General features: G+C 51.6%; 21 protein-coding genes. 2 read left to right on the forward strand and 19 right to left on the reverse strand.

What is annotated here, in order from left to right:
• Positions 1–105: 105 nt before the first annotated feature.
• On the forward strand, positions 106–582 hold the full coding sequence (locus tag C0977_RS00800; protein ID WP_101912071.1) for a flavodoxin: 477 nt from the start codon (positions 106–108) through the stop codon (positions 580–582).
• 228 nt (positions 583–810) lie between these two features.
• Here the strand turns inward: C0977_RS00800 and C0977_RS00805 are convergent, their stop codons facing one another.
• The 14 genes from C0977_RS00805 to C0977_RS00870 form a co-directional block, all read right to left on the reverse strand.
• Entirely contained in the window at positions 811–1,176 is a 366-nt protein-coding gene (locus tag C0977_RS00805) for a carboxymuconolactone decarboxylase family protein (protein ID WP_023052980.1), read from the reverse strand.
• A 149-nt stretch (positions 1,177–1,325) separates the two neighbouring features.
• Positions 1,326–1,853, reverse strand: a complete 528-nt coding sequence (locus C0977_RS00810) for a GNAT family N-acetyltransferase (protein WP_101912072.1) — start codon at positions 1,851–1,853, stop codon at positions 1,326–1,328.
• Positions 1,854–1,967: 114 nt separating this feature from the next.
• Entirely contained in the window at positions 1,968–2,828 is an 861-nt protein-coding gene (gene htpX, locus C0977_RS00815; RefSeq protein WP_023052998.1) for a zinc metalloprotease HtpX, read from the reverse strand.
• An 84-nt stretch (positions 2,829–2,912) separates the two neighbouring features.
• A complete protein-coding gene (locus tag C0977_RS00820) occupies positions 2,913–3,461 on the reverse strand; it encodes a hypothetical protein (protein ID WP_101912073.1) in 549 nt (182 codons plus the stop codon).
• Between the two features lie 13 nt (positions 3,462–3,474).
• Complete coding sequence (locus C0977_RS00825; RefSeq protein WP_306306233.1) at positions 3,475–4,104, reverse strand: site-2 protease family protein; 630 nt, start codon at positions 4,102–4,104, stop codon at positions 3,475–3,477.
• 171 nt (positions 4,105–4,275) lie between these two features.
• Positions 4,276–5,130, reverse strand: a complete 855-nt coding sequence (locus tag C0977_RS00830; protein ID WP_023052934.1) for a MurR/RpiR family transcriptional regulator — start codon at positions 5,128–5,130, stop codon at positions 4,276–4,278.
• Between the two features lie 14 nt (positions 5,131–5,144).
• On the reverse strand, positions 5,145–6,464 hold the full coding sequence (locus C0977_RS00835; RefSeq protein ID WP_101912074.1) for a gluconate:H+ symporter: 1,320 nt from the start codon (positions 6,462–6,464) through the stop codon (positions 5,145–5,147).
• 57 nt (positions 6,465–6,521) lie between these two features.
• Positions 6,522–7,925, reverse strand: a complete 1,404-nt coding sequence (gene gnd / locus C0977_RS00840; RefSeq protein ID WP_101912331.1) for a decarboxylating NADP(+)-dependent phosphogluconate dehydrogenase — start codon at positions 7,923–7,925, stop codon at positions 6,522–6,524.
• Positions 7,926–7,942: 17 nt separating this feature from the next.
• The gene (locus C0977_RS00845) at positions 7,943–9,487 is read right to left on the reverse strand and encodes a gluconokinase (RefSeq protein ID WP_200814196.1); all 1,545 of its coding nucleotides are present in this window, start codon (positions 9,485–9,487) and stop codon (positions 7,943–7,945) included.
• Positions 9,488–9,694: 207 nt separating this feature from the next.
• Entirely contained in the window at positions 9,695–10,609 is a 915-nt protein-coding gene (locus C0977_RS00850) for a dihydroorotate dehydrogenase (protein ID WP_101912076.1), read from the reverse strand.
• Positions 10,609–11,364 carry a dihydroorotate dehydrogenase electron transfer subunit gene (locus C0977_RS00855; protein ID WP_101912077.1) on the reverse strand — a complete coding sequence of 252 codons (756 nt, stop codon included), beginning with the start codon at positions 11,362–11,364 and terminating at the stop codon, positions 10,609–10,611. The genes C0977_RS00850 and C0977_RS00855 overlap by 1 nt, the downstream gene beginning before the upstream one ends.
• Before the next feature lie 95 nt (positions 11,365–11,459).
• Positions 11,460–11,843: a hypothetical protein gene (locus tag C0977_RS00860; protein ID WP_023052993.1), complete on the reverse strand. Its 384-nt coding sequence runs from the start codon at positions 11,841–11,843 to the stop codon at positions 11,460–11,462.
• A gap of 152 nt (positions 11,844–11,995) precedes the next feature.
• Entirely contained in the window at positions 11,996–12,556 is a 561-nt protein-coding gene (gene lepB / locus C0977_RS00865; RefSeq protein ID WP_101912078.1) for a signal peptidase I, read from the reverse strand.
• A gap of 44 nt (positions 12,557–12,600) precedes the next feature.
• Entirely contained in the window at positions 12,601–13,065 is a 465-nt protein-coding gene (locus tag C0977_RS00870; protein WP_101912079.1) for a DUF523 domain-containing protein, read from the reverse strand.
• 304 nt (positions 13,066–13,369) lie between these two features.
• On the opposite strand from C0977_RS00870, the gene C0977_RS00875 reads away from it, so the two are divergent.
• Positions 13,370–15,028, forward strand: a complete 1,659-nt coding sequence (locus C0977_RS00875; protein WP_023053092.1) for an acetolactate synthase large subunit — start codon at positions 13,370–13,372, stop codon at positions 15,026–15,028.
• A gap of 98 nt (positions 15,029–15,126) precedes the next feature.
• On the opposite strand, the gene C0977_RS00880 is transcribed toward C0977_RS00875, so the two are convergent.
• From C0977_RS00880 to lepA, 5 genes are all read right to left on the reverse strand, one after another.
• A complete protein-coding gene (locus tag C0977_RS00880) occupies positions 15,127–17,028 on the reverse strand; it encodes a glutamine synthetase (RefSeq protein ID WP_101912080.1) in 1,902 nt (633 codons plus the stop codon).
• A 153-nt stretch (positions 17,029–17,181) separates the two neighbouring features.
• Positions 17,182–17,634: a GatB/YqeY domain-containing protein gene (locus tag C0977_RS00885; RefSeq protein WP_101912081.1), complete on the reverse strand. Its 453-nt coding sequence runs from the start codon at positions 17,632–17,634 to the stop codon at positions 17,182–17,184.
• A 27-nt stretch (positions 17,635–17,661) separates the two neighbouring features.
• Positions 17,662–17,841: a 30S ribosomal protein S21 gene (gene rpsU / locus C0977_RS00890; protein ID WP_023053041.1), complete on the reverse strand. Its 180-nt coding sequence runs from the start codon at positions 17,839–17,841 to the stop codon at positions 17,662–17,664.
• A gap of 121 nt (positions 17,842–17,962) precedes the next feature.
• A complete protein-coding gene (hemW, locus tag C0977_RS00895) occupies positions 17,963–19,090 on the reverse strand; it encodes a radical SAM family heme chaperone HemW (protein ID WP_101912082.1) in 1,128 nt (375 codons plus the stop codon).
• Positions 19,087–20,889: a translation elongation factor 4 gene (gene lepA, locus C0977_RS00900; RefSeq protein ID WP_023053027.1), complete on the reverse strand. Its 1,803-nt coding sequence runs from the start codon at positions 20,887–20,889 to the stop codon at positions 19,087–19,089. Before lepA ends, hemW begins: the two co-directional genes overlap by 4 nt.
• Between the last annotated feature and the right edge of the window lies 1 nt (position 20,890).

Genomic DNA, 20,890 nt, shown 5'->3' on the forward strand with positions numbered 1-20,890 from the left:
ACACGTCGCCTGACTCACTGAAAAAAATTTTGAAAACACTGTTTTCTTTACGACAGTTGATTTACAATAGAAATATAGCTTACCGTATCCGATAGGAGGTTTTCTATGAAATCACTGATTATATATTATTCACAAACGGGCCGCACCAAAGCATTGGCCGAAAAGATCGAAAGCCGCTTTCACTGCGATGTCATCGCCTTGACGCCGCAGAAAAAATACGGTAATTATCTCCTTGCCGTTCTCCAAGCCGGCTGGGAAAAAATAACGCGCCGCATCCCCGGCGTAACAGCGTCCATACCGAATACGTCCCAGTATGACGCGATCTTTATCGGCTACCCCGTTTGGTACTACGACGTCCCCGCCTTCATGACACAATTTTTGAAGAAATGCGATTTTGAAAACAAAACGGTTATCCCCTTTGCTACATCCGGCTCAACGGACATCATCGCTACGCTGCAAACGCTGGAAACCGCTTGCGCCGGTGCCGTCGTCAGGCATCCGTTCATCTGCCGGCGTCGTGACGGTGACACCAGTAAGGCCTGGCTTGATGCCATTGAAAAGGAACTGTCTGAGTCCATATAGCTCTGCTTGATATCGGTGAAACCCGCCCTCCGTATACGCTCATGCTGCACAGCGACGACACTCTGCGCTGCCATACGGCTTCACACAGTTCCGGCTCAACAGCCCCTGTCCCGGAAAACACCATTGTTTTCCTCCTTACCGGCACGATTGCACACACTTCCGCGCCGCGACACGGGCATCTACGGATGACCGCCCCGCCTTTTCGTGCAGTGAAAAAGATCAACCCGATCAATCGGCGCCGTACACCTCTTTGGCCAAGGTAAAAGCCGCCCATGCTTTCGGCCAGCCGGCATAAAATCCGAGCTGTGTAATGATCTCCGCCATTTCCTCCTTGGTTACGCCGTTCACCTTAGCCGTCAGCAGATGGTATTTAAGGGAACTGTCCGTAATCCCCTGTGAAATGAGTGACGAAACCGTAATAATGCTTCGTTCCTTCAACGACAGCTTATCGTTGCGTGACCACACTTCACCGAAAAGGATATCGTCATTGTAACGGGCGAAATCGGGAGCAAAACGTCCCAACTGGTCCCGCCCCGCCGTCTGCACTATTTTCTGCGCCTTACGCCGTATCTCCCTGTCATCTTGATTAGTCATCGCTGCTTCCTCCAAACTAAAAATAAATTGCAGTCATCAACCGGCGCCGACAGAACAATCCGCCGCCGCTGCCTTCATTGTAAGAGGAATGACCGGTTCTGTCTAATGCCTGTCGGAAAACCACATACATACCTTTTACCTATGCCTCATCAACCAGTAATCTTGCACTCAAAAAATTTCTCTTCCTCATCAATAACGCCTTCAAGCTTTGTCGAAGCCATGCCGGCAAAGCGGAAACCGCAAGCCGTATACAAAGCCGCAGCGGCGGTATTGTAAAACCAAGTATCGATGCGCACGGCTTTGTAACCGTGAGCCGCTGCATATTCGAGAGCATAGAGGACCATCTTCTTCCCGTATCCGCGCCGCTGCTGTGAAGGCGGGATACACAAGGTGTGAAGCACCATAATTTCCTTTGCATCATGCACGTAGCGCCAAGGAATCAAACGGTATTCCTTTCCCTGTTTTTCGTTTAAAATCATGGACGCGCAGAGTTTACCGCCTTCAGTCAGCACAAACATCGTCCCTTCCCCGACGGCCAGTTCCGCCGTCCGGCGCACCGGATAAAGACCGAGAACCCAGTTCGACGCGGTACCGTGTGCCGCTTCATAGGTCAATAATTCCGTATACGTCGCTTCCACTGCGTCGATATCGGCTGTCGTCGCCTGTCTGATTTCCATGTTATCAGCTCCTGTAAAGAAAATGTATATTCACAGTATACCATTGTGCTTTTATCACCTGCAAGGCGAGACGAAAAAAAGTGCCTGCTTCGAAGAAGAGGCACTTTTTCAATATTAGCCATGTAATTCGCGATCCAATTTTTCCAACCGTTCAATTCGTTCTGCCGTCGGCGGATGTGTACTGAAAAGGCTGGCCAGTCCGCTGCCGATACCGGAGAACGGATTGATAATGCACATATGCGCCGTCGCCTTCGTCGCTCCGGGAAGTATCCGGCGATGAGCGTAATTATCGATCTTCGCCAGCGCTCTGGCCAAGGCCAGCGGATCATCGCTCATCCGGCCGCCTTCTTCGTCCGCCATGTACTCCCGTGTGCGGGAAATACCGAATTGAATCAGCGACGCCGCCAACGGCGCGATGATAATCGTCGCCAACAGTCCGATAATACCGCCGCCGTTATCGTCATCATCGCCGCGGCCGCCGCCGAAAATGGCCGCCCACTGCGCCATATTGGCAATCATGGAAATAGCGCTGGCAAAACAGGCAACTATGGTACTGATCAAAATATCGCGATGCAGGACATGAGACAGCTCATGGGCCAAAACGCCGCGGATCTCTTCGTCATCAAGCATGTCCAAAATACCAGCCGTCGCCGCGACCGCCGCATGGGAAGGGCTGCGTCCCGTGGCAAACGCATTGGGCACGTCCGTCGGAATAATATATACTCGCGGCATCGGCAACTCGGCGCGCTGCGCCAACTCCGCTACGATCCGGTACAAGCGGTGCGACTCGCCGACCTCTTCGGCGCGGTACATTTTGAGCACCATCGAATCACTGAACCAGTATGAGAAAAAATTCATGGCAATGGCGACAACGAACATGATCATCATACCCTGACGACCGCCGAAAATATTGCCGATAAGTATCAGAATGCAGGCTAAAAGGGTCATGAGAAAAACCGTCTTGATACTGTTCATTTATATCACCTCAAGTAAGTCGTAAAAGTCAAAAGGTAAAATCGGTATTTTCATTATAGCGAAGAGTCCGTTCCCTGTCAACCGCTATGCCTTGAGAACGCTGTTATTATACCGCCGTATGCGGACGATATATTGGCCGTCATCCGCTTTTTTGCCGTCAAAGGACACGACAATGGTAATATCTTTTTGAACCCACGTCATCTGATTTCCCGATTGTGATTCCGGAAAATCTTCTACGCCTGCATATATCGTCGCAATAATACGACTGTAAATAGCTTGCGCCACCTTCTTCTTATCTGTCTTAAAATAGTTTTCAAAGGCCAATACACGGGCCTTGGCGGCAGTCGTTTCCGTATAAACCGATACGCCTTCGGTAACCTTCACGTCATTGGCAACAGTACTGCGTTCGGCCCATTCTGTCAGAGCCTCGGGACGGCTGTAAAAGGTCCAGTCGGAAAGCACGGAAAAGTTGGCGGAAAAATCACTGCGCGGCATACCGAGGTAAAGCGTATGATATGCCGTCAACGGATCAATCGCCGCTTCATCAACGGACTGGTTGTAATCGAAGGCCGCAAAAGACTGCATGCCGGAAAAAATCGTCAGAAAAACTGCCGGAAGAAAAAGTCGCTTCATATGCCGTACCTCCTTACAGGAATAGGGAAAAAAATATGCCAAACACTCCCAACACAAGACGTTGCAAGGGAATCAATATATACGAAAAAACAGGTGTCATAACGAAAACGATCAGAATCAGGAACGAATACCTCTCCAACGCCGCCAACCGGTACGACCATCGTGACGGCAACAGAACGGTGAGCAAACGGGAACCGTCCAGCGGCGGTATGGGGATCAGGTTGAAAATAGCAAAGTTGACATTATAGAGAACGATCAAGTCGAGGACCAGATTCAGTCCATGCGAAAACAGAAGCCCCGTTTTAAATAAACAGACCTTGACGAACATAGCCAGAAAGGCCAACAGCAAATTCGCCGCCGGACCGGCAAGCGAAACGCAAACTTCCCCTTTTCGCCAATTTTTGAAATGATTGGGATTGATCATGACCGGCTTGGCCCAGCCGAACCGGGCGACAAAAAGCATGATCAGACCGATAGGGTCAATATGCACAACAGGATTCAAAGTCAGACGGCCGGTCATACGCGGCGTCGGATCCCCCATCCTGTCGGCAACAAAGGCATGGGCGAATTCATGAAAAACCATCGCCATAAGCAAACCGGGAATACCGGCGATAATACTTGCAAAATCAAATCCGAACATCATGTCCTCCTAACAGACAGTATCTGGCAGTGCATCCCCTCTTTGTCTTCGACGTAAAAGGTGATAAATTCAGTATACCATAAACAACGCGTTTTTCCTATGGAAAGCAAGGGGAATCACCTGTGCGAATACGAAAAAGACGCTCTTTCCCAGGAAAGAACGTCTTGATAACGATTACCTTCTCTTTTTCATAATTTCATGCCGCATCTGTTCCATGTTAGCCGCAAACGCATCGGGGTCGGCCATAGCCATACGCGTATAGAGGACATCGCCGATCGCCATGTGGATCAATCGCGAAGCGCCGGCTTCGGATGAATAGTTCACTTCCCGGCCCATGCCGTGCAGGCAATAGTCCGACAGCTTGGCCAACGGCGACTGCAGATGGCTGGTAATGGAAATAATTGATGCCCCTCTATTTCTGGCCGCCTCAACCGACTGGAGCAGTTCGTAAGAAGCGCCGCTGTGAGAAACGGCAATTACCGCATCGGCTGCCGTCAGCAGCGCAGCCGAAGTCACCTGCATGTGCGGATCCGCATACGCCTGAACGGTCAATCCGAGCCGCACGTAGCGCGCCGCCAGATCCTTGCAGACCGTGGCCGAATTGCCAAAACCGTAAATGGCGACTCGCCGCGCCCGGCGCAGGACGGCCGCCGCCGCGTCTACCGTCTCGTAGTCCAATAAACGCAGCGTATCCTGCAAGCCTTCCGAAAGGTTCTGAAATACCTTTTCCGCAACGACGCGACACGAATCACTTGCCTCGATATCATGGTATTCTTTCATTTCATTGGCAGTGAGATAGGCCGTCAAAGCCCGTTTCAACTCTTGCAACCCGTGAAATCCCAGCTTTTTGCAAAAACGGGATACGGTAATTTCCGAACTGCCCGTCGCCGCGGCAATACCGGGAATCGTCTCTTTCATGATCCGCCGCGGCCGCTGCGCAATATAGGCGGCGATCTGTCGTTCCGATTTCGTCAACCCTTCATACGCGCCGCGCAAAAAAGGTATCCGTTCGATTTCTTCCCGAGACATGATCAATCCCCCGCTCAGGCAATAAACAGGTTTAAGACCATGACGCCGATGAGCCCCATAAGCGAGATAATCGTTTCCAAAGCGCACCAGGTGCGCGCCGTTTCTTTAACGGTCAGCCCGAAAAACTCTTTAAAGAGCCAAAAGCCGGGATCATTGGGCGGGCTGAAGATAAGCGAACCGGCGCCGGTGGCCAAGACCATCAGTTCCGGATTGGCACCGGTAGCAGCGCAAATGGGAGCGGCAATCCCACCGGCCGTCAACGCGGCGACAGTCGCCGAACCGCAGGCCGTTCGAATGACGGCAGCGACGAGCCAGGCCAACAAAAGAGGCGACAAATCGGCACCGGCAACAACATTGCCAATATAAGCACCGACACCACTGTCGATCAGAATCTGCTTCAGCGCGCCGCCGCCGCCGACGATGAGCAGGATCATGGCAATGGCCAGAACGGCATCCTTTACGGTTTCCATAATCTCTTTCATCGCCTTACCGCGGCCGATGCCGAAAGTATAAACGGCAATAGCCACGGAAATCGTCAACGCCATGTCGGGTTGGCCGAGGAATTCAAGCGTTACAGCCAACGGTGAAGCCTGATCCAGAACAAGTTTGGCAATGGCCGAAGCCGCCATCAGGACAACGGGAACAAGAGCGGTAAATACGGAAATGCCGAAGCCGGGCATTTCTTCTTCGCTGAAAATTTTCGGATTATATAAGCCCTGCGGAATGGCCGGATTGATATCCTTCGTAAAATTATAGTACACAGGTCCGGCAACGATGGCTGTCGGGATCGCTAAAATCGCGCCGTAAACCAACGTCGTCCCGATATCGGCGTTATAGATAACGGAAATGGCCGTCGGCCCCGGATGGGGCGGTAAAAAACCGTGGGTAACGGATAAAGCCGCAGCCATGGGGATCCCCACTTCAAGCAAGGGTATCTTGGCTTCCGCCGCGATCGTAAAGACCAAAGGAATAAGCAGGACGAAGCCGATTTCATAGAATAAGGCAATACCGACAATGAATCCGGTCAGGCATACGGCCCATTTGACATTCTCCCTGCCGAAAACGCGGATTAGCGTCGTTGCGATTCGCTGCGCACCGCCGCTTTCGGCCATCAGCTTACCGAGCATGGCGCCGAAAGATACGACGATCGCCAAGCCGCCCAAGGTTCCGCCCAACCCTTTTTCAATGGTCGGAATCAATTTGGCCAAGGGCAATCCTTCGGCAATGCCGACGAGACCGGCTACAAGAAGCAGGGCCAGAAAACTGTTCAGCTTGACCTTGACAATGAGGAAAAACAGGATGAGTATACCAATGGCTAAAATAACTAATGGCATAACGCACACCTCCTAAAAATAAAATAAATGCATGCCGCAGGAAAAACGGCAAAAAAATCAGTCATGCAGCCCCCATTCATAGTGAAAGGCACCGTCACGATCAAGACGGCGATACGTGTGCGCGCCGAAATAATCCCGTAAGCCTTGGATCACATTGGCGCCGACCTGCGGGCTGGCGTAAGCGTCCAAATACTCGACGGCGTTGGCATAAGCCGGAATGGGAACACCGGCACAAACAGCCGTCGAAACAATCTGCCGCAGACTGTCCGCACCTTCATTGACACGCTTCAGAAAAAACGGCGCGAACAGAAGATTATCTAAAGCCGGGTCCGTTTCATAAGCGGCAGTGATCTTATTCAGAAATTCGGCACGAATGATACAGCCGGCCCGAAAAATGGCGGCGATTCTGCCATAATCGAGATCCCATCCGTACGCTTCCGAGGCTTTTTTATAAAGGGAAAAACCTTGCGCATAAGCGACGATCTTCGCCGTATACAGGCTTTTCCGTATCGTCTCAACCAGATTCGCTCCGCCCTTGCCGCCTGTAGGTCGCACCAGCGATTTCTGTCCCTTTGCACGACCTGACGCATTTGACATGACGCGGGCGTTACAGGCCGCCGTAATCAGAGATATATCGACGCCAAGGCGCATCGCTTCGATGCTGGTCCAGCGCCCGGTCCCTTTTTGCCCCGCACAGTCGGCAATCTTGTCGATCAGCTGGCCTGTGCCGAGATCGTCATCTGCGGCAAAAACCTCGACAGCCGTCGCAATCAGAAAGCTTTTCAGCTCGCCCTGGTTCCACAAGCGGAACACATCGGCTATCTCCCGATTCGTAAAATGACCGACATGTTTCAACAGCAAGTAAGCCTCGGCAATAAGTTGCATATCGGCATATTCAATACCGTTGTGAACCATCTTCACAAAATGGCCGGCGCCGCCGGCGCCGATATAAGCGCAGCAAGGTTTTCCATCTTCCGCTTTGGCGGCGATCGCCTCATAAAAGCCTTTGATTTCGGCATATCCTTCTTTGCTGCCGCCAGGCATGATAGCCGGTCCGAATCTCGCTCCCGCGGCGCCGCCGGAAATACCCACGCCGCAAAAATGAATGCCTTCTGCCTGACAACGCTCAAAACGGCGCTGTGTATCGCCATAATAAGAGTTCCCTCCGTCAATGACGACATCACCGACTGCCAAAAACGGCAGCAACTGTTCCAACATCATGTCGACGGGAGCCCCGGCCATGATCATGAGCATGATCTTGCGCGGCCTCCTCAAAGAAGAAACAAAGGCTTCCAATTCATAATAGGCGGTAATTTTCTCATGTTTTTCTTCGGCAATAAATTTTTCCGTCAAATCCGGCGTATAGTTATAAACGGCGACAGCCGCTCCGTGATCCGCCATATTCAGCGCCAGATTACTGCCCATTACGGCCATGCCGACAACGCCGATGTCATTTTCCATCTTGTTTCCGCCTTTCTTCAGCATCTTTTCTTCTGATAGTCCGTAATCGCCGCAAACTCCGGCAGCAAATGGTCGTAAATACGCTCAAAAATACCGTACAGTTCTTCATATGCCGCCACATGATCGGCTTGCGGAGTATATATCTTTTTGGCATGAACGAGATTGGCTGTATCCGCAATGGTCTGCAATTGTCCGTTCGAAATGAAGCCCAAAACGGCGGCGCCGAAAGCGGCGCCTTCACTGTTATCCGGCAAGGTAATCGCTTCGCCCAAAATATCAGCCAATATTTGCAGCCATAATTCCGATTTCGTGAAGCTGCCGCTGACGCGGATATCCGCAACAGCGCCGAATTCTTTCAAGGCCAGCATAACGCTGTTTAGACTATAGCAAATGCCTTCCATGACGGCGCGAATCATGTGAGAACGGCTGTGATTCAGAGAAAATCCGAAAAACATGCCGCGCAGTTCCGAATTCCAATACGGCGCCCGTTCTCCCGTGAAGTACGGCAGGCAGATCAATCCGTCAGCGCCGGGCTCAATATGCGCGGCTTTCATCGTCATCAAATCGTACGGATCAATATCGAGACTTTCCAAGGCGCTGCCGCCGTAATGGCAGATCTTGTCGCGAACCCAACGCAGGATCATGCCGCCGTTATTGATGGCACCGCCGGCAACCCACATGTCATCGGTCAGATTATAGCACCATGTCCTCATCTTCCTGTCCGTCTTCGGCGTCTTCGTCAGCATGCGCAATGCGCCGCTCGTACCGATCGTGCCGCTCAGCTGACCGGAATTGACGGCGCCGATGCCGACGTTGACGAGAACGCCGTCGGTAGCGCCGATAACGACAGGCAAACCTGCCGGCAGACCGACGGCCGCCGCCGCCTGCCCCGTCAGACTGCCGCTGTACGTGGTGGAGACGACAGGGGGCATGCAGGATTCGGCGATCCCGGCATAAGCCATAATTTCTCTGTCCCAGCACAGAGCCCGTTCATTATACAGTCCGCTGGTACTGGCTGACGATCTGTCCAGAACCCATTCACCGGTTAAATGATAGAAAATATAATCCTTCAGCGAACCGACGAACTTCATCTTCGCAAACAGCTCCGGCTGGTTGCGGCGCAGCCAAATGATCTTTGCCAGCGGATAGCAGGCATGGATCGGGCAGCCCGTCCGTTCATAAAACGAACGGCACAGCGTTTCATCCCGTTTCATTTCCCTGACGACTCCGGCGCTGCGGCTGTCGGCCCAAGTCTGCATGTCCATCAACGGTTCTTTCCGTTCATCAAGTCCGGCAAAACTGTGCATGGCCGTACTCAAAGCAATTCCTGACAGCTCCTTGTTTTTATAACGCAACTGCGTCGCCGTTTCGGCGATCACGGATACTACGGCTTCATAAATCTGCAGCGGACTTTCCTCCGCCCAATCCGGACGCGGCGTCAAAAGCGGATAAAAGGCTTCAGAAGAACAGACGTTGACGCCTTCCGCCGTGTAAGCGATCGCCCGTACCCCCGTCGTTCCCACATCCACGCCGATCCATACAGCCTGATTTGCCGAATTCATCGTCATTCCTATCCCAACCCTTCTTACCGACAATTACACTGTTTATAGCGTGATTATATCGTCTCATTTTCAAATATGCAATGTTCTTATCAAATTTACATTCATTTTATTGATATTAATTTATCATCGCAAAACATAATGACAGCCCTTTCATTCATTCCTATCAAAAAGGACTCCTGACTCATGTAAGGAGTCCTTCGCTTAACCTTATTTTCCGGCCATGCCGACAATATCACGGATATTTGCGATTCCCTCGTCTCGACAATACTGCGCCAGTCCTGCGGCAATATCGGCGACTGCCCGGTGGTTGACAAAATTGCAGGCGCCTACGGCGACGGCAGATGCACCGGCAAGCATAAATTCCACGGCATCCTGCCACGTAGCGATACCGCCCAGGCCGAGAACGGGAACAGAAACGGCCCGAGCCGTCTGCCAAACCATGCGGAGCGCCACGGGCTTAATCGCCGGTCCGGAGAGGCCGCCGGTAATATTGCCCAGCAGCGGCCGACGGCTGTAAATGTCGATAGCCATACCGGTGATCGTATTAATCAGGGAAATGCCGTCGGCTCCGGCCGCTTCGACGGCCTTGGCCATAACGACGATATCGGTCACATTCGGCGACAACTTCAAAATGACAGGTTTTTTCGTATGCCTTTTCACTGCTGCCGTAACGGCCGCCGCCGCCTTCGGATCCGTACCGAAAACAATACCGCCTTCTTTGACATTGGGACAGGAAATGTTGACTTCAATACCGGCAACGCCGGCAACATCGAGCTTTTCCGCTAAAAGCCCGTACTCTTCCGCCGAGCCTGCCGAAATATTTACAAGCAGCGGCGTCGGAAGCGCCGCCGCTTTCCCCAGAATATCCCGTAAAAAAACGTCGACTCCGGGATTTTCCAAACCGATGCAGTTAAGCATCCCCGCCGCCGTCTCGGCAATGCGAATACCAGGATTACCGGCCCGCGGTAAGGGCGTAATTCCCTTGGAAATAACGGCCCCGACCTCTCCCAGTTCCATGAAATCGGCATACTCCGTACCGAAGCCGAAGGTTCCCGACGCGCCCATGACAGGATTTTTCATGGCAATACCGCAGAAATTCACGGCCAAACAGTTCCGATTCATCAGAAAACCTCCTTTGCCGCGAAAACAGGGCCGTCCGTACAGACCTTGTAACGCCGGCCGCTGGCTTTGCCTGCAAACGTACATCCCAGACAGGCACCGATGCCGCAAGCCATCCGTTTTTCCATGGAAACCTCACAAGGAATGTTCGCAGCAGCAGCTGCCGCCGCTATCGTTCGCATCATCGCCGTCGGACCGCAGACAGCGATTCTGTCAATAGCATGTTCCTCGAAAATCTGCGGCAGCGCCGCCGCCGCGACGCCTTTGATGCCGGCCGTCCCGTCGTCTGTCGTCACGTAGATCTCGGCGGCAGCATGTTCAAAAAACCTCACCCAGAAGGTCTCCGCCTCGTTCTTACTGCCGATCAAAACGACGGGATCCGGCAGGACATCGGCTAAAAAGATAAGCGGCGCCAGCCCGACACCGCCGCCGACGAGCAGCGTTTTACCCGGCGCCGTGGAAAAAACGCCGTCTCCTAAAGGACCGGCAACGCTGAGCAGATCGCCGGCCCGCATTGCAGTCAGCTCTTCCGTCCCGGTCCCGACAACACGATAAATGATCGTCACGGCGCCGTCTTTAGCAGCAACGATGCCGAAGGGGCGGCGCAGAAAAACAAGACTCTTATCCTTCCGCACATTGACAAACTGACCGGGCCGGGCCTCTGCCGCTATTTCCGGCGCGTAAAAGATCATTTTCCAAACGCCGGAAATGATCTCTTCATTAGCAATGACTTCCTGTATTCCTAAAAACTTTTTCACCCTTCCCCCACCCTTCAGACTGATAAATTTTATTTTACCATATTCGCCAAAGACAAAAAAGGACCCCGGCAGGGTCCTTTCCTCTTGGTTATAAATTATTTGACACCATGCTGAACTTTCGCCAGAACGTCGTTCGCCATACGCGCGCGCGCTTTGATCACATTATTGCCGTTAGCTATCGATTCGGGATAAAAGGTGCTCTTGTATTTGCTTTTTTTCGTCTTTGAAATGAGCTCCTTCAACTGGATCGTCTGATCGTCAACGTTATACACATAGGTACAGTAATCCGTCGAATCCCCGGCAGACTCAACCGTTTCAAAGGTCAGAATGGTCATCCCCTTATCGTAGGAAACCTTTGCGGAGTCCATGTCAATTGCCGTGAACTGATTATACTGCCACATATGGTCTTTCGCTGCAAAAGCAGACGCGGAAACAGCTAATGTCACCCCTAAGGCCACTAAGATTTTTTTCGCTTTCACTGGAAAACACCGCCTTTTTGAATATCAATGTTATATGGAGATTATACCATACACGCGGCAATACTTCCAGTCAGACGACAACAACAAAACAGGCGGCGCCATAAAGGCCCCGCCTGTTCACGTTTCCCGGAAATATGCAGTTTACGAAAATCTTACCAAATCACCTTGCCGAGAACATGGTCGATCGGAACGGGCCCGATAAAACGGCTGTCACTGCTGTGATTGCGATTATCGCCCATACAGAAAACATACCCGTCGGGGATCGTAATCTCACCGCCGCGGCTATATTCCATCACTTCATTCGTATAGGGCTCATCCAAGGCTTCGCCGTTGCGCCATACTTTACCGTCATGGAACGCCAGCGTATCGCCGCCTTTGCCGATAACGCGTTTGACCCAAACATTGCGAGTCTGCAGAGCCGAATTGAAAAAGGCGATGTAATTGTGCATCGGTTCGGCAATATCATCCAGCCAGGTACGCGTATACCGGACACGGCTGTCAATGATGACGATGTCTCCATAATCCGGTTCCGAGTGCAAAACATGGCTCCACTTGGCAACGATGAGATATTCCCCGTTGTGCAGCGTCGGCACCATAGATTCACCGGAAACCCGCGTCGGCTGAAAAAGAAAAATATGGATCACCATGGCAATGGCCAGAGCGATTACGATGGAATATATCCATTCAAAGACTTCACGTATGACTGTATTCACTAGTCTTACCTCCCTGCGTACCAATCCATTGTATCAAAGCGAGGCTACGATGTAAATACATGCGAGGAAAGCAAATCCATGATCTCAGCTGCCCGGCTCTCACCGTATACGGGAATGCCCGCTTGTTTTAATCGTTCCGCAGTTACGCCGTCGCCGGCGCGCAGGGTACGTGTAAACGTACCGTCATAGATTGCTCCGCTGCCGCAAGACGGACTCTTTTCTTTCAACAATGCCGCGACACAGCGGAAGCGTATCGCCAGCTTCAAAGCCTCCGCAGCGCCGCGTTGATAAGCGGCCGTAACATCAACAGCAGCTGCGGTCACGACACGCTCGCCACGCCGTTCCGCCGCGGGCCGCGGCGTAGACAGTCCGCCGCCTTGTTCGGGACAAAACGGAATAACGTGGATCTCTTCATGGGCCAAAAGCGCTTCGACGGCAGCATACGTCTTAACGGCGCCGTCATAGCGACATTGCTGTCCCAACAGACACGAACTGATAAGAATATTCATTCAATGATCTCACCTTTCAATTTTACCTGATTTTTTCTTTTTTTATCTGCCTTTACATAATACTATAATGCAAAGCGGAAATATGCGGAAGTATTTATACCTTGCAGAAATAATTTTTTTTCTTCACAAAACATATTATGTATATATTTACACTATTTATAATTAAAAATCTCTAAAAAACGACCTTCGTCAATAATCACCTGCTTACGGACATCGTTTTTCATATTATGAAATTGCAATTATCCATTTCACATACTATAATCGGTTGCAGATACAGATAGATTCGTAAAAAAGGAGCCCACTGATGACGACAACAAAAAAACAGAAAAACACGGCAGACTTATTGGTTGAATGTTTGGAAGAAGAAGGCGTTCATTACATTTTCGGCATACCCGGTGAAGAGAACCTGGCCATCATGAACGCTCTGGAAAATTCCAAAATTGAATTTATCACCGTACGTCATGAACAAGGCGCCGCGTTCATGGCCGACATTTACGGCCGCCTGACCGGAAAAGCCGGCGTCTGCATGGCGACGTTGGGGCCAGGCGCCACCAACTTGATCACAGGCGTTGCCGACGCCGATTCCGACGGCGCTCCGCTGGTCGCCATTACGGGACAGGTCAGTACCGATAAGATGCACATTACGGCGCACCAATACCTCGATTTGCGTTCCATGTTCGAACCGATTACACGCCGTTCGTATAATGTAGTCCGTCCTGATACGATCCCGGAAATCACGCGGCTCGCCTTCAAATATGCAGAACGGGAAAAACCGGGCGCAACGTTCATCGATATTCCCGTCAACATCAGCAAAATGCCTGTTGACGAAGATGCCAAGCCGCTTGCGCACCGTTCCATCAATATCGAGACGGCGCTGGAAAAGGAAATCGAGGAAGCTGCAAAGATGATTTCTTACGCCAAAAATCCCGTCATTCTTGCCGGCAGCGGCGTCATCCGCAGTCATGCCGCCAAAGCGCTGACCGTATTCGCAGAAAAACTGAAGCTGCCCGTAATCAATACGATGATGGCCAAAGGCGCCATCCCCTTTGACAATCCCTATTCACTTTGGACCGTCGGCATTCCCATGGCCGATTACCAGACGAAGGTATTAGAAAAGGCCAGTCTCGTTATCTGCGTCGGCTACGACATCATTGAATACGCCCCGTCCAACTGGCACCAGGCTAATACGGACGTCATCCATATCGATACCATGCCCGCCGATATCAACAAGCGTTACCAGCCGCAAGTGGAAGTAATCGGCGACATCCCCGATTCACTTTGCCGCATTATGAAAAAAGCAGCTCGTCTTGCAGAACCTACCTTTGCCATGGAGATCCGCCGCCGCATGGTTGCGGAGCACGAAAGCTATGCCAACGATATGTCTTTCCCGGTGAAGCCGCAAAAAGCGCTGATCGACGCCCGCAGCGTACTCGGCAAAGATGACATCGTCATCTCCGACGTAGGCGCCAACAAGGTCTGGATCGCCAGACATTACAATTGCTATGAGCCGAATACCTGCCTCATTTCCAACGGATTCGCCACCATGGGCATCGCCGTCCCCGGCGCCGTCGCCGCCAACATCATCCATCCCGAGCGCCGCATCCTCGCCATCACAGGCGACGCCGGCTTTATGATGAACTGCCAGGAATTTGAAACCGCGCACCGTCTCGGTTGCCATTTTGTTACTTTGATCTTCAATGACAGCAGCTACGGACTGATCAAGTGGAAGGAGCAAATGCAATACAAACACAGCATGTACGTCGATTTCACCAATCCTGACTTTGTCAAATTCGCAGAAAGCGTCGGCGCCATCGGATACCGTATTACGAAAACAGAGGATCTTTTACCGACGCTGAAAAAGGCCTTCGCCCAAACGAAGCCCGTTATCATCGACTGCCCCGTCGATTACGGCGAAAACATGAAACTGACGGCTCACTTACAACAGCTTATGGATACACTATAAAATTTATTTAGCAAAAAAGCAATCAGCCCCTTGCAGTCAGTTACTGCAAGGGGCTGATTGCCCTTTTACAACGCCAGCGGGATGCTTTCATTTCCCGATCAGAAGGCGTTATGCGAGTATTCATAATACAGATCGGCAAGCTTATCCATCTTGTCACTCATAACGATCATCAATGCCGACGCCGTATCATAGTCTTTAGCGACCAGCGCTTTCTTGATGCGCGAGAAGATAGAAAGGTCCTTTTCCGTATCGCGTCCCAATTCCGTACGCAGCTGATTAATCGTAACCCAGCGAGCTTCTTCAAGGGGATTGGTATTATTTTCCATATGAAGCGACTGATAGCTGATGACCGTTTCCAGGTTATCAGGAATGATACGATGCTGCAGTTCCAACGCCCAACGGATCAGGGCCGCTTCTTTAAACGATTCCATAACCCGTCTTTCAAAAGCGTCGCATACCAGATCATTCAATTTTTCCGGATAAGACTGCAACGCCTTGAAATTTTCCCAGACCGTTGCCGGCGCTTTCCCGAACATCGTGTTCCGTTCTTCTTCCGTAAAGTTTTCGAAAACGTCAACTTCCGAACGGTAAGCCCTGTCTTTTTCGAGATAATCGGCATCATCACCGACCTTCTTCGACAATTCAGCAAGCAATGCAGCCGGCGTTTTCCCTTGGGTCAGCGCATAGCGAATGCCGTCCAAAGCAGCCAAATAGAAGAGCGCAATCGCCGTATAGGTATTGGTAAAAGGATTCGGCGAGCGCATTTCAAACCGCGTCGCCTTCGGCGTTACGGCATTGCGGATCAGCCCTGCCAGAACGGAGCGATTTCGCGTCGGCACATCAGGCGTTTCCCCGCCCAGTGCGGTAACAATGCATACGGGAGCTTCAAAGCCCGGTTTCAATCGATTGAGCGAATCGGTCGTCGAAGAAACAAAGGGATTGATAACTTCGTAATGTTTCAAGATACCCATAATGGCACCGTAACCGAGGGAAGACAAAAATTCGGTTTTCATATCGTCAGGATTGAAGAGATTGATAAATTTACCGTCTTTCATGATGGCCCCCATGCCGACGTGCGTATGTTCACCGCTGCCGGCAACACCGTGAATCGGTTTGGCCTGGAAAGTAACTTCCAAGCCGTTTTCGCGGAATACTTCACGAACGATGATACGGGCCTGAATTTCGTTGTCTGCCGTCTGGACGGGATCATTGGCGAATTTCCAGTCCACTTCCAGCTGTTCCAGTACAAAGATCAGTTTGCCTGAATCATCGATCTGCGCCTTAATACCGCCGACCTCTTTGTGCCCCATTTCCGGTTCCAACCCATACTGCTGCAACCGTTCCACCGTCTGTTCCAACGCCGTCCGAACAACGCCGTGCGTACGCTGCCAATACTGCTCCTGCAGCTTCTGCGATGTCGAGAGGAGACGGCTGGCAACATCCTGACTGGGTGATTTGACCCAGAATTCCAATTCCGTTGCCGTCGTAAAAACCAAGCGTTCAATATCATCAGGATTGACGGTAAGCCCTTTGACGCCATATTTTCGGATCAGCTTCAACACTTCATCAGCTACGTAATCGACGCTGTGCCGCAAGATGGAACGGGAATCAATATATCCCGTCGCATGGCGCAAAAAGCTCGGAATACGCAACGTACCGATCGGCTTGCCCGAAATAGGATCCACATTGCCGTCATTATAATCGACAAACCAGTTGACATTGGCATCAGCCTTGATGTCGACACGCGCATTGGACAAGGTGGCGATTCCCGGCAAAACGACAGAAGAGCCGTCGGTCTGCACAGCCGTACCGTTGAAGAAATTGTCGTAATCTTCAAAGAAAACGGAAATGGGAATCTTTTCATCCGTATCATTGCCGGCCAAATCGACGCCGACAAGTGAAACGAACTTGATTTCCGGATGCTGTTCCAGTAATGCCAGCACCCCTTCTTTACCATACTGTCCTGCAGGAATTACATACACCAGATTATCCATGTTCATTTGCGTTCCTCCTCGGTAAATAAAAAAGACTTCTCCCCTAAAAACGGCTTGAAGTCTTCTTTGACTGAATCGTATTTTTTTGTCTGCCCTGGGGCATGTTTAAATATTACAAGCAATTTATCTCGTTGTCAATAGATTTTCTCAAATTAACGATCAATTGTTTTGTAAGATTTCTTTTACCGTCTTTGAAACGATTTTACCGTCTGCCCGGCCCTGAACAAGGGGCATGACCATCTTCATGACATCGCCCATCTTCAGTGAAACCGAATCGGCGCCGGCAATGGCCTGTCGTACGACATGGGCTACTTCCTCAGCGCTGAGCTGCTGCGGCATATACTTTTCCAACACGGCAATCTCCGCCTTTGTCCGATCCGTCAGATCGGTACGACCGGCCTTTTCGAACTCGGCAAGCGATTCCTTCCGCTGCTTCATTTCTTTGACGATGACAGCACCGACACCGACGTCGTCAAGCTCGCATTTTCCGTCAATCTCCGCGTTGCGAATCGCCGCGCGAACCATGCGGATAACGGAAAGCGCCGTCTTGCCGGCTTCTTTCGCCTTCATCGCGTCTTTCATGTCCCGTGTCAGATCTTCCTTTAGAGACATGGTATCACCTTCTCACCCGACATTCGCTCATGCTCTGAATTTACGCTTCCGTGCTGCTTCGGATTTTTTCTTTCTCCGCACGCTCGGTTTTTCGTAATGTTCGCGTTTGCGAACTTCGGAAAGAACTCCTGCCTTTTGGCAAGAACGCTTAAAACGGCGCAAAGCGCTGTCTAACGTTTCATTTTTACCAACTCTGATTTCTGCCATATCTATCCCTCCCTCCAACCTTTGTTCGGGAGTGCTGTTACTGCACACATAAAAATTATACTCAAAAACTGTATTTTTGTCAATTCGGCAAATGCCGTGTACGGCGTGTTGAAGCCTCTCTTCATTCTGATTGCAGAAATTTGCCGAATACATAATTTCCGTATGCCAGACCTGCCGAACTGAGCCGACAGCCCCGTTCCGTTCCCGTAATCAGGCCCTGTTTTTCCAGGCTTGCCAGAACGCGTCCAAAGGGTTCCGTTATGGCACAACCGAACTGAGCGGCGAATTTCACATAATCGATGCCGTCTTTCATGCGCAGTGCCAAAAAGCAGTAATCTTCCATCGCCCGCTGTCGCGTGATCACCGTTTCTTCAGCGGCGACGGTTTCCCGGCCGGCGCGCTCGCAATATGTCGGAATATTGGCAATATTGCTCCAACGCCGGTTCCCGACAAAGGAATGCGCCGAGACGCCGAACCCGATATACGGCAAATACTGCCAGTATTTGCTGTTATGCCGGCTGCGCCGGCCTTTTACGGCATAACTGGAAATTTCATAATGCTCGAAACCGCCGGCCGCCAACTGACGCCGCACGATTGCTCCCATCGCTTCTACCGCCGCGGCGCCGGGCAAGGTGACCTTGCCGCCGGCAACAAGACGTTGCAACGGCGTGCCGTCTTCGACAATCAGACTGTACACGGAAGCGTGTACGACCGGCAGTTGCAGCAGCCGTCTTACGCTGGCCGCCACATCGTCCGTCGTCTGACCGGGCAATCCGTACATTAAATCGACAGAAATGTTTTTGATGCCGCCTGCGACAGCCGCCGTCACGGCTTCACGCGCCATCGCCGCCGTATGGGCACGCCCCAGCGAACGCAGGAGCCGATCGTCGAAAGTCTGAACGCCGAAACTGAGGCGATTAACACCTGCCGCGGCCAAGTCTGCCGCATAGGCGCCGTTCAAACTCTCCGGATTGCCTTCAAAGGTAACCTCCGCTTCCGGCACGACAGTAAAGGTCTTCCGCACGGCGGTCATAATCCTCACTGCTTCCGCCGTCGACAAAAGAGACGGCGTGCCGCCGCCAAAATAAACGGTATCGACGACGGCCCCGCCATACGGAGAAGCGCCGATCTCACGGCACAACGCATCGACATAGGCCTCTTTATAGCGCAAAATCCCGCCATATGACGGGAAATCGCAATAAAGGCACTTCTGCTTACAAAAAGGGATATGGATGTACACGCCGATCATGTGTCATCCACTTGGAGGACAGCCATAAAGGCTTCCTGCGGAATTTCGACGCTGCCGACCTGCTTCATCCGCTTCTTTCCTTCTTTTTGTTTTTCCAACAGCTTTCGTTTCCGTGAAATGTCGCCGCCATAGCATTTTGCCAAAACATCTTTACGTAAAGCCGCGACATTCTCACGGGCAACGATCTTATTGCCGATGGCCGCCTGAATCGGAATCTGGAAAAGCTGCCGCGGAATCAAGCCGCGCAGCTTCTCGACGAGCGCTCTGCCGCGGCGATTGGCAAAATCGCGGTGAACAATGACACTCAACGCATCGACGATATCACCGTTGATGAGGATATCCATTTTCACCATCGGCGACTGCTGATAACCGTTCAGTTCATAATCGAGCGAAGCATAGCCCCGTGTCGCCGATTTCAGCACGTCGAAATAATCATACAATATTTCACAAAGAGGCAGATTGTAGATCAAGGACACCCGCGTCTCATCGAGATAATCCATCGTCAAATACTGCCCGCGCCGATTCTGGGAAATCTCCATAACCGTGCCGACCATATCCTTCGGAATAATGATCGTCGTTTTCACGAACGGTTCTTCAACATGATCGACCTTCGTCATATCCGGCAAAAGAGACGGGTTGTCAACGGTCACCATGCTTCCGTCCGTCAGATAGACATGATAAATGACGGACGGCGCCGTCGTGATCAGGCTGAGACCATATTCCCGTTCCAACCGTTCTTTGACAACATCCATATGGAGAAGACCCAAAAACCCGCAGCGAAATCCGAAGCCCAATGCCGATGACGTTTCCGGTTCGTACAGCAGCGCCGCATCGTTGAGATGGAGTTTTTCCAAAGCATCACGGAGATTATCATAATCATTCGTTTCTACCGGATAGAGCCCGCAATACACCATAGGCGCCGCCGGACGATAACCGGGAAGAGGTTCCGTCGCACCGTCGGCAGCATTGGTTACCGTATCGCCGACGCGGCAGTCCCGCACATTTTTCATGCTCGCCGCAAAGTAACCGACACTGCCGCACTCCAGCTCTCTGACAGCATGCATTTGCGGTAAAAAGACGCCAAGTTCCGTAACTTCAAAGGCTTTTCCCGTAGCCATCATACGAATCTCATCACCGGTCTTCAACCCGCCTTCCATGATGCGGATATTGGCGATCGCACCTTTATAGGAGTCGAAGTGAGAATCAAAAATCAGCGCCCGCAACGGCTTGTCCGTATTGTCCTTCGGCTCAGGCACGCGCCGGACAATGGCTTCCAGAACCGCCTCGATCCCGATGCCCGTCTTGGCGCTGACCATAATCGCATCAGACGCGTCAAGACCGATGACATCTTCAATCTCCTTGCAGACCCGTTCCGGATCGGCGCTGGGCAAATCGATTTTATTGATAATCGGAATGATCTCCAAATCATGCTCCAATGCCAAATAGACATTGGCCAGCGTCTGCGCTTCCACGCCCTGCGTCGCATCGACGACCAGCAGCGCCCCTTCGCAAGCGGCCAGACTGCGCGAAACCTCATAGTTGAAATCGACATGCCCCGGCGTATCGATCAGATTTAACGTGTATTGATGACCGTCGGCTGCATCATATAACAGACGGGCCGACTGGGCCTTGATCGTAATCCCCCGTTCCCGTTCCAGTTCCATCGTATCCAGCAGCTGTTCTTCCATTTCCCTTTTCGTCACGGTCCCCGTTTTTTCCAGCAACCGATCGGCCAATGTGGATTTACCATGGTCAATATGCGCAATAATTGAAAAATTTCGGATATATTTCGTTGCCACT

Origin of the sequence: Megasphaera vaginalis (ex Bordigoni et al. 2020), from assembly GCF_900240295.1 — a bacterium.
GTDB classification, from domain to species: Bacteria; Bacillota; Negativicutes; order Veillonellales; family Megasphaeraceae; genus Megasphaera; species Megasphaera vaginalis.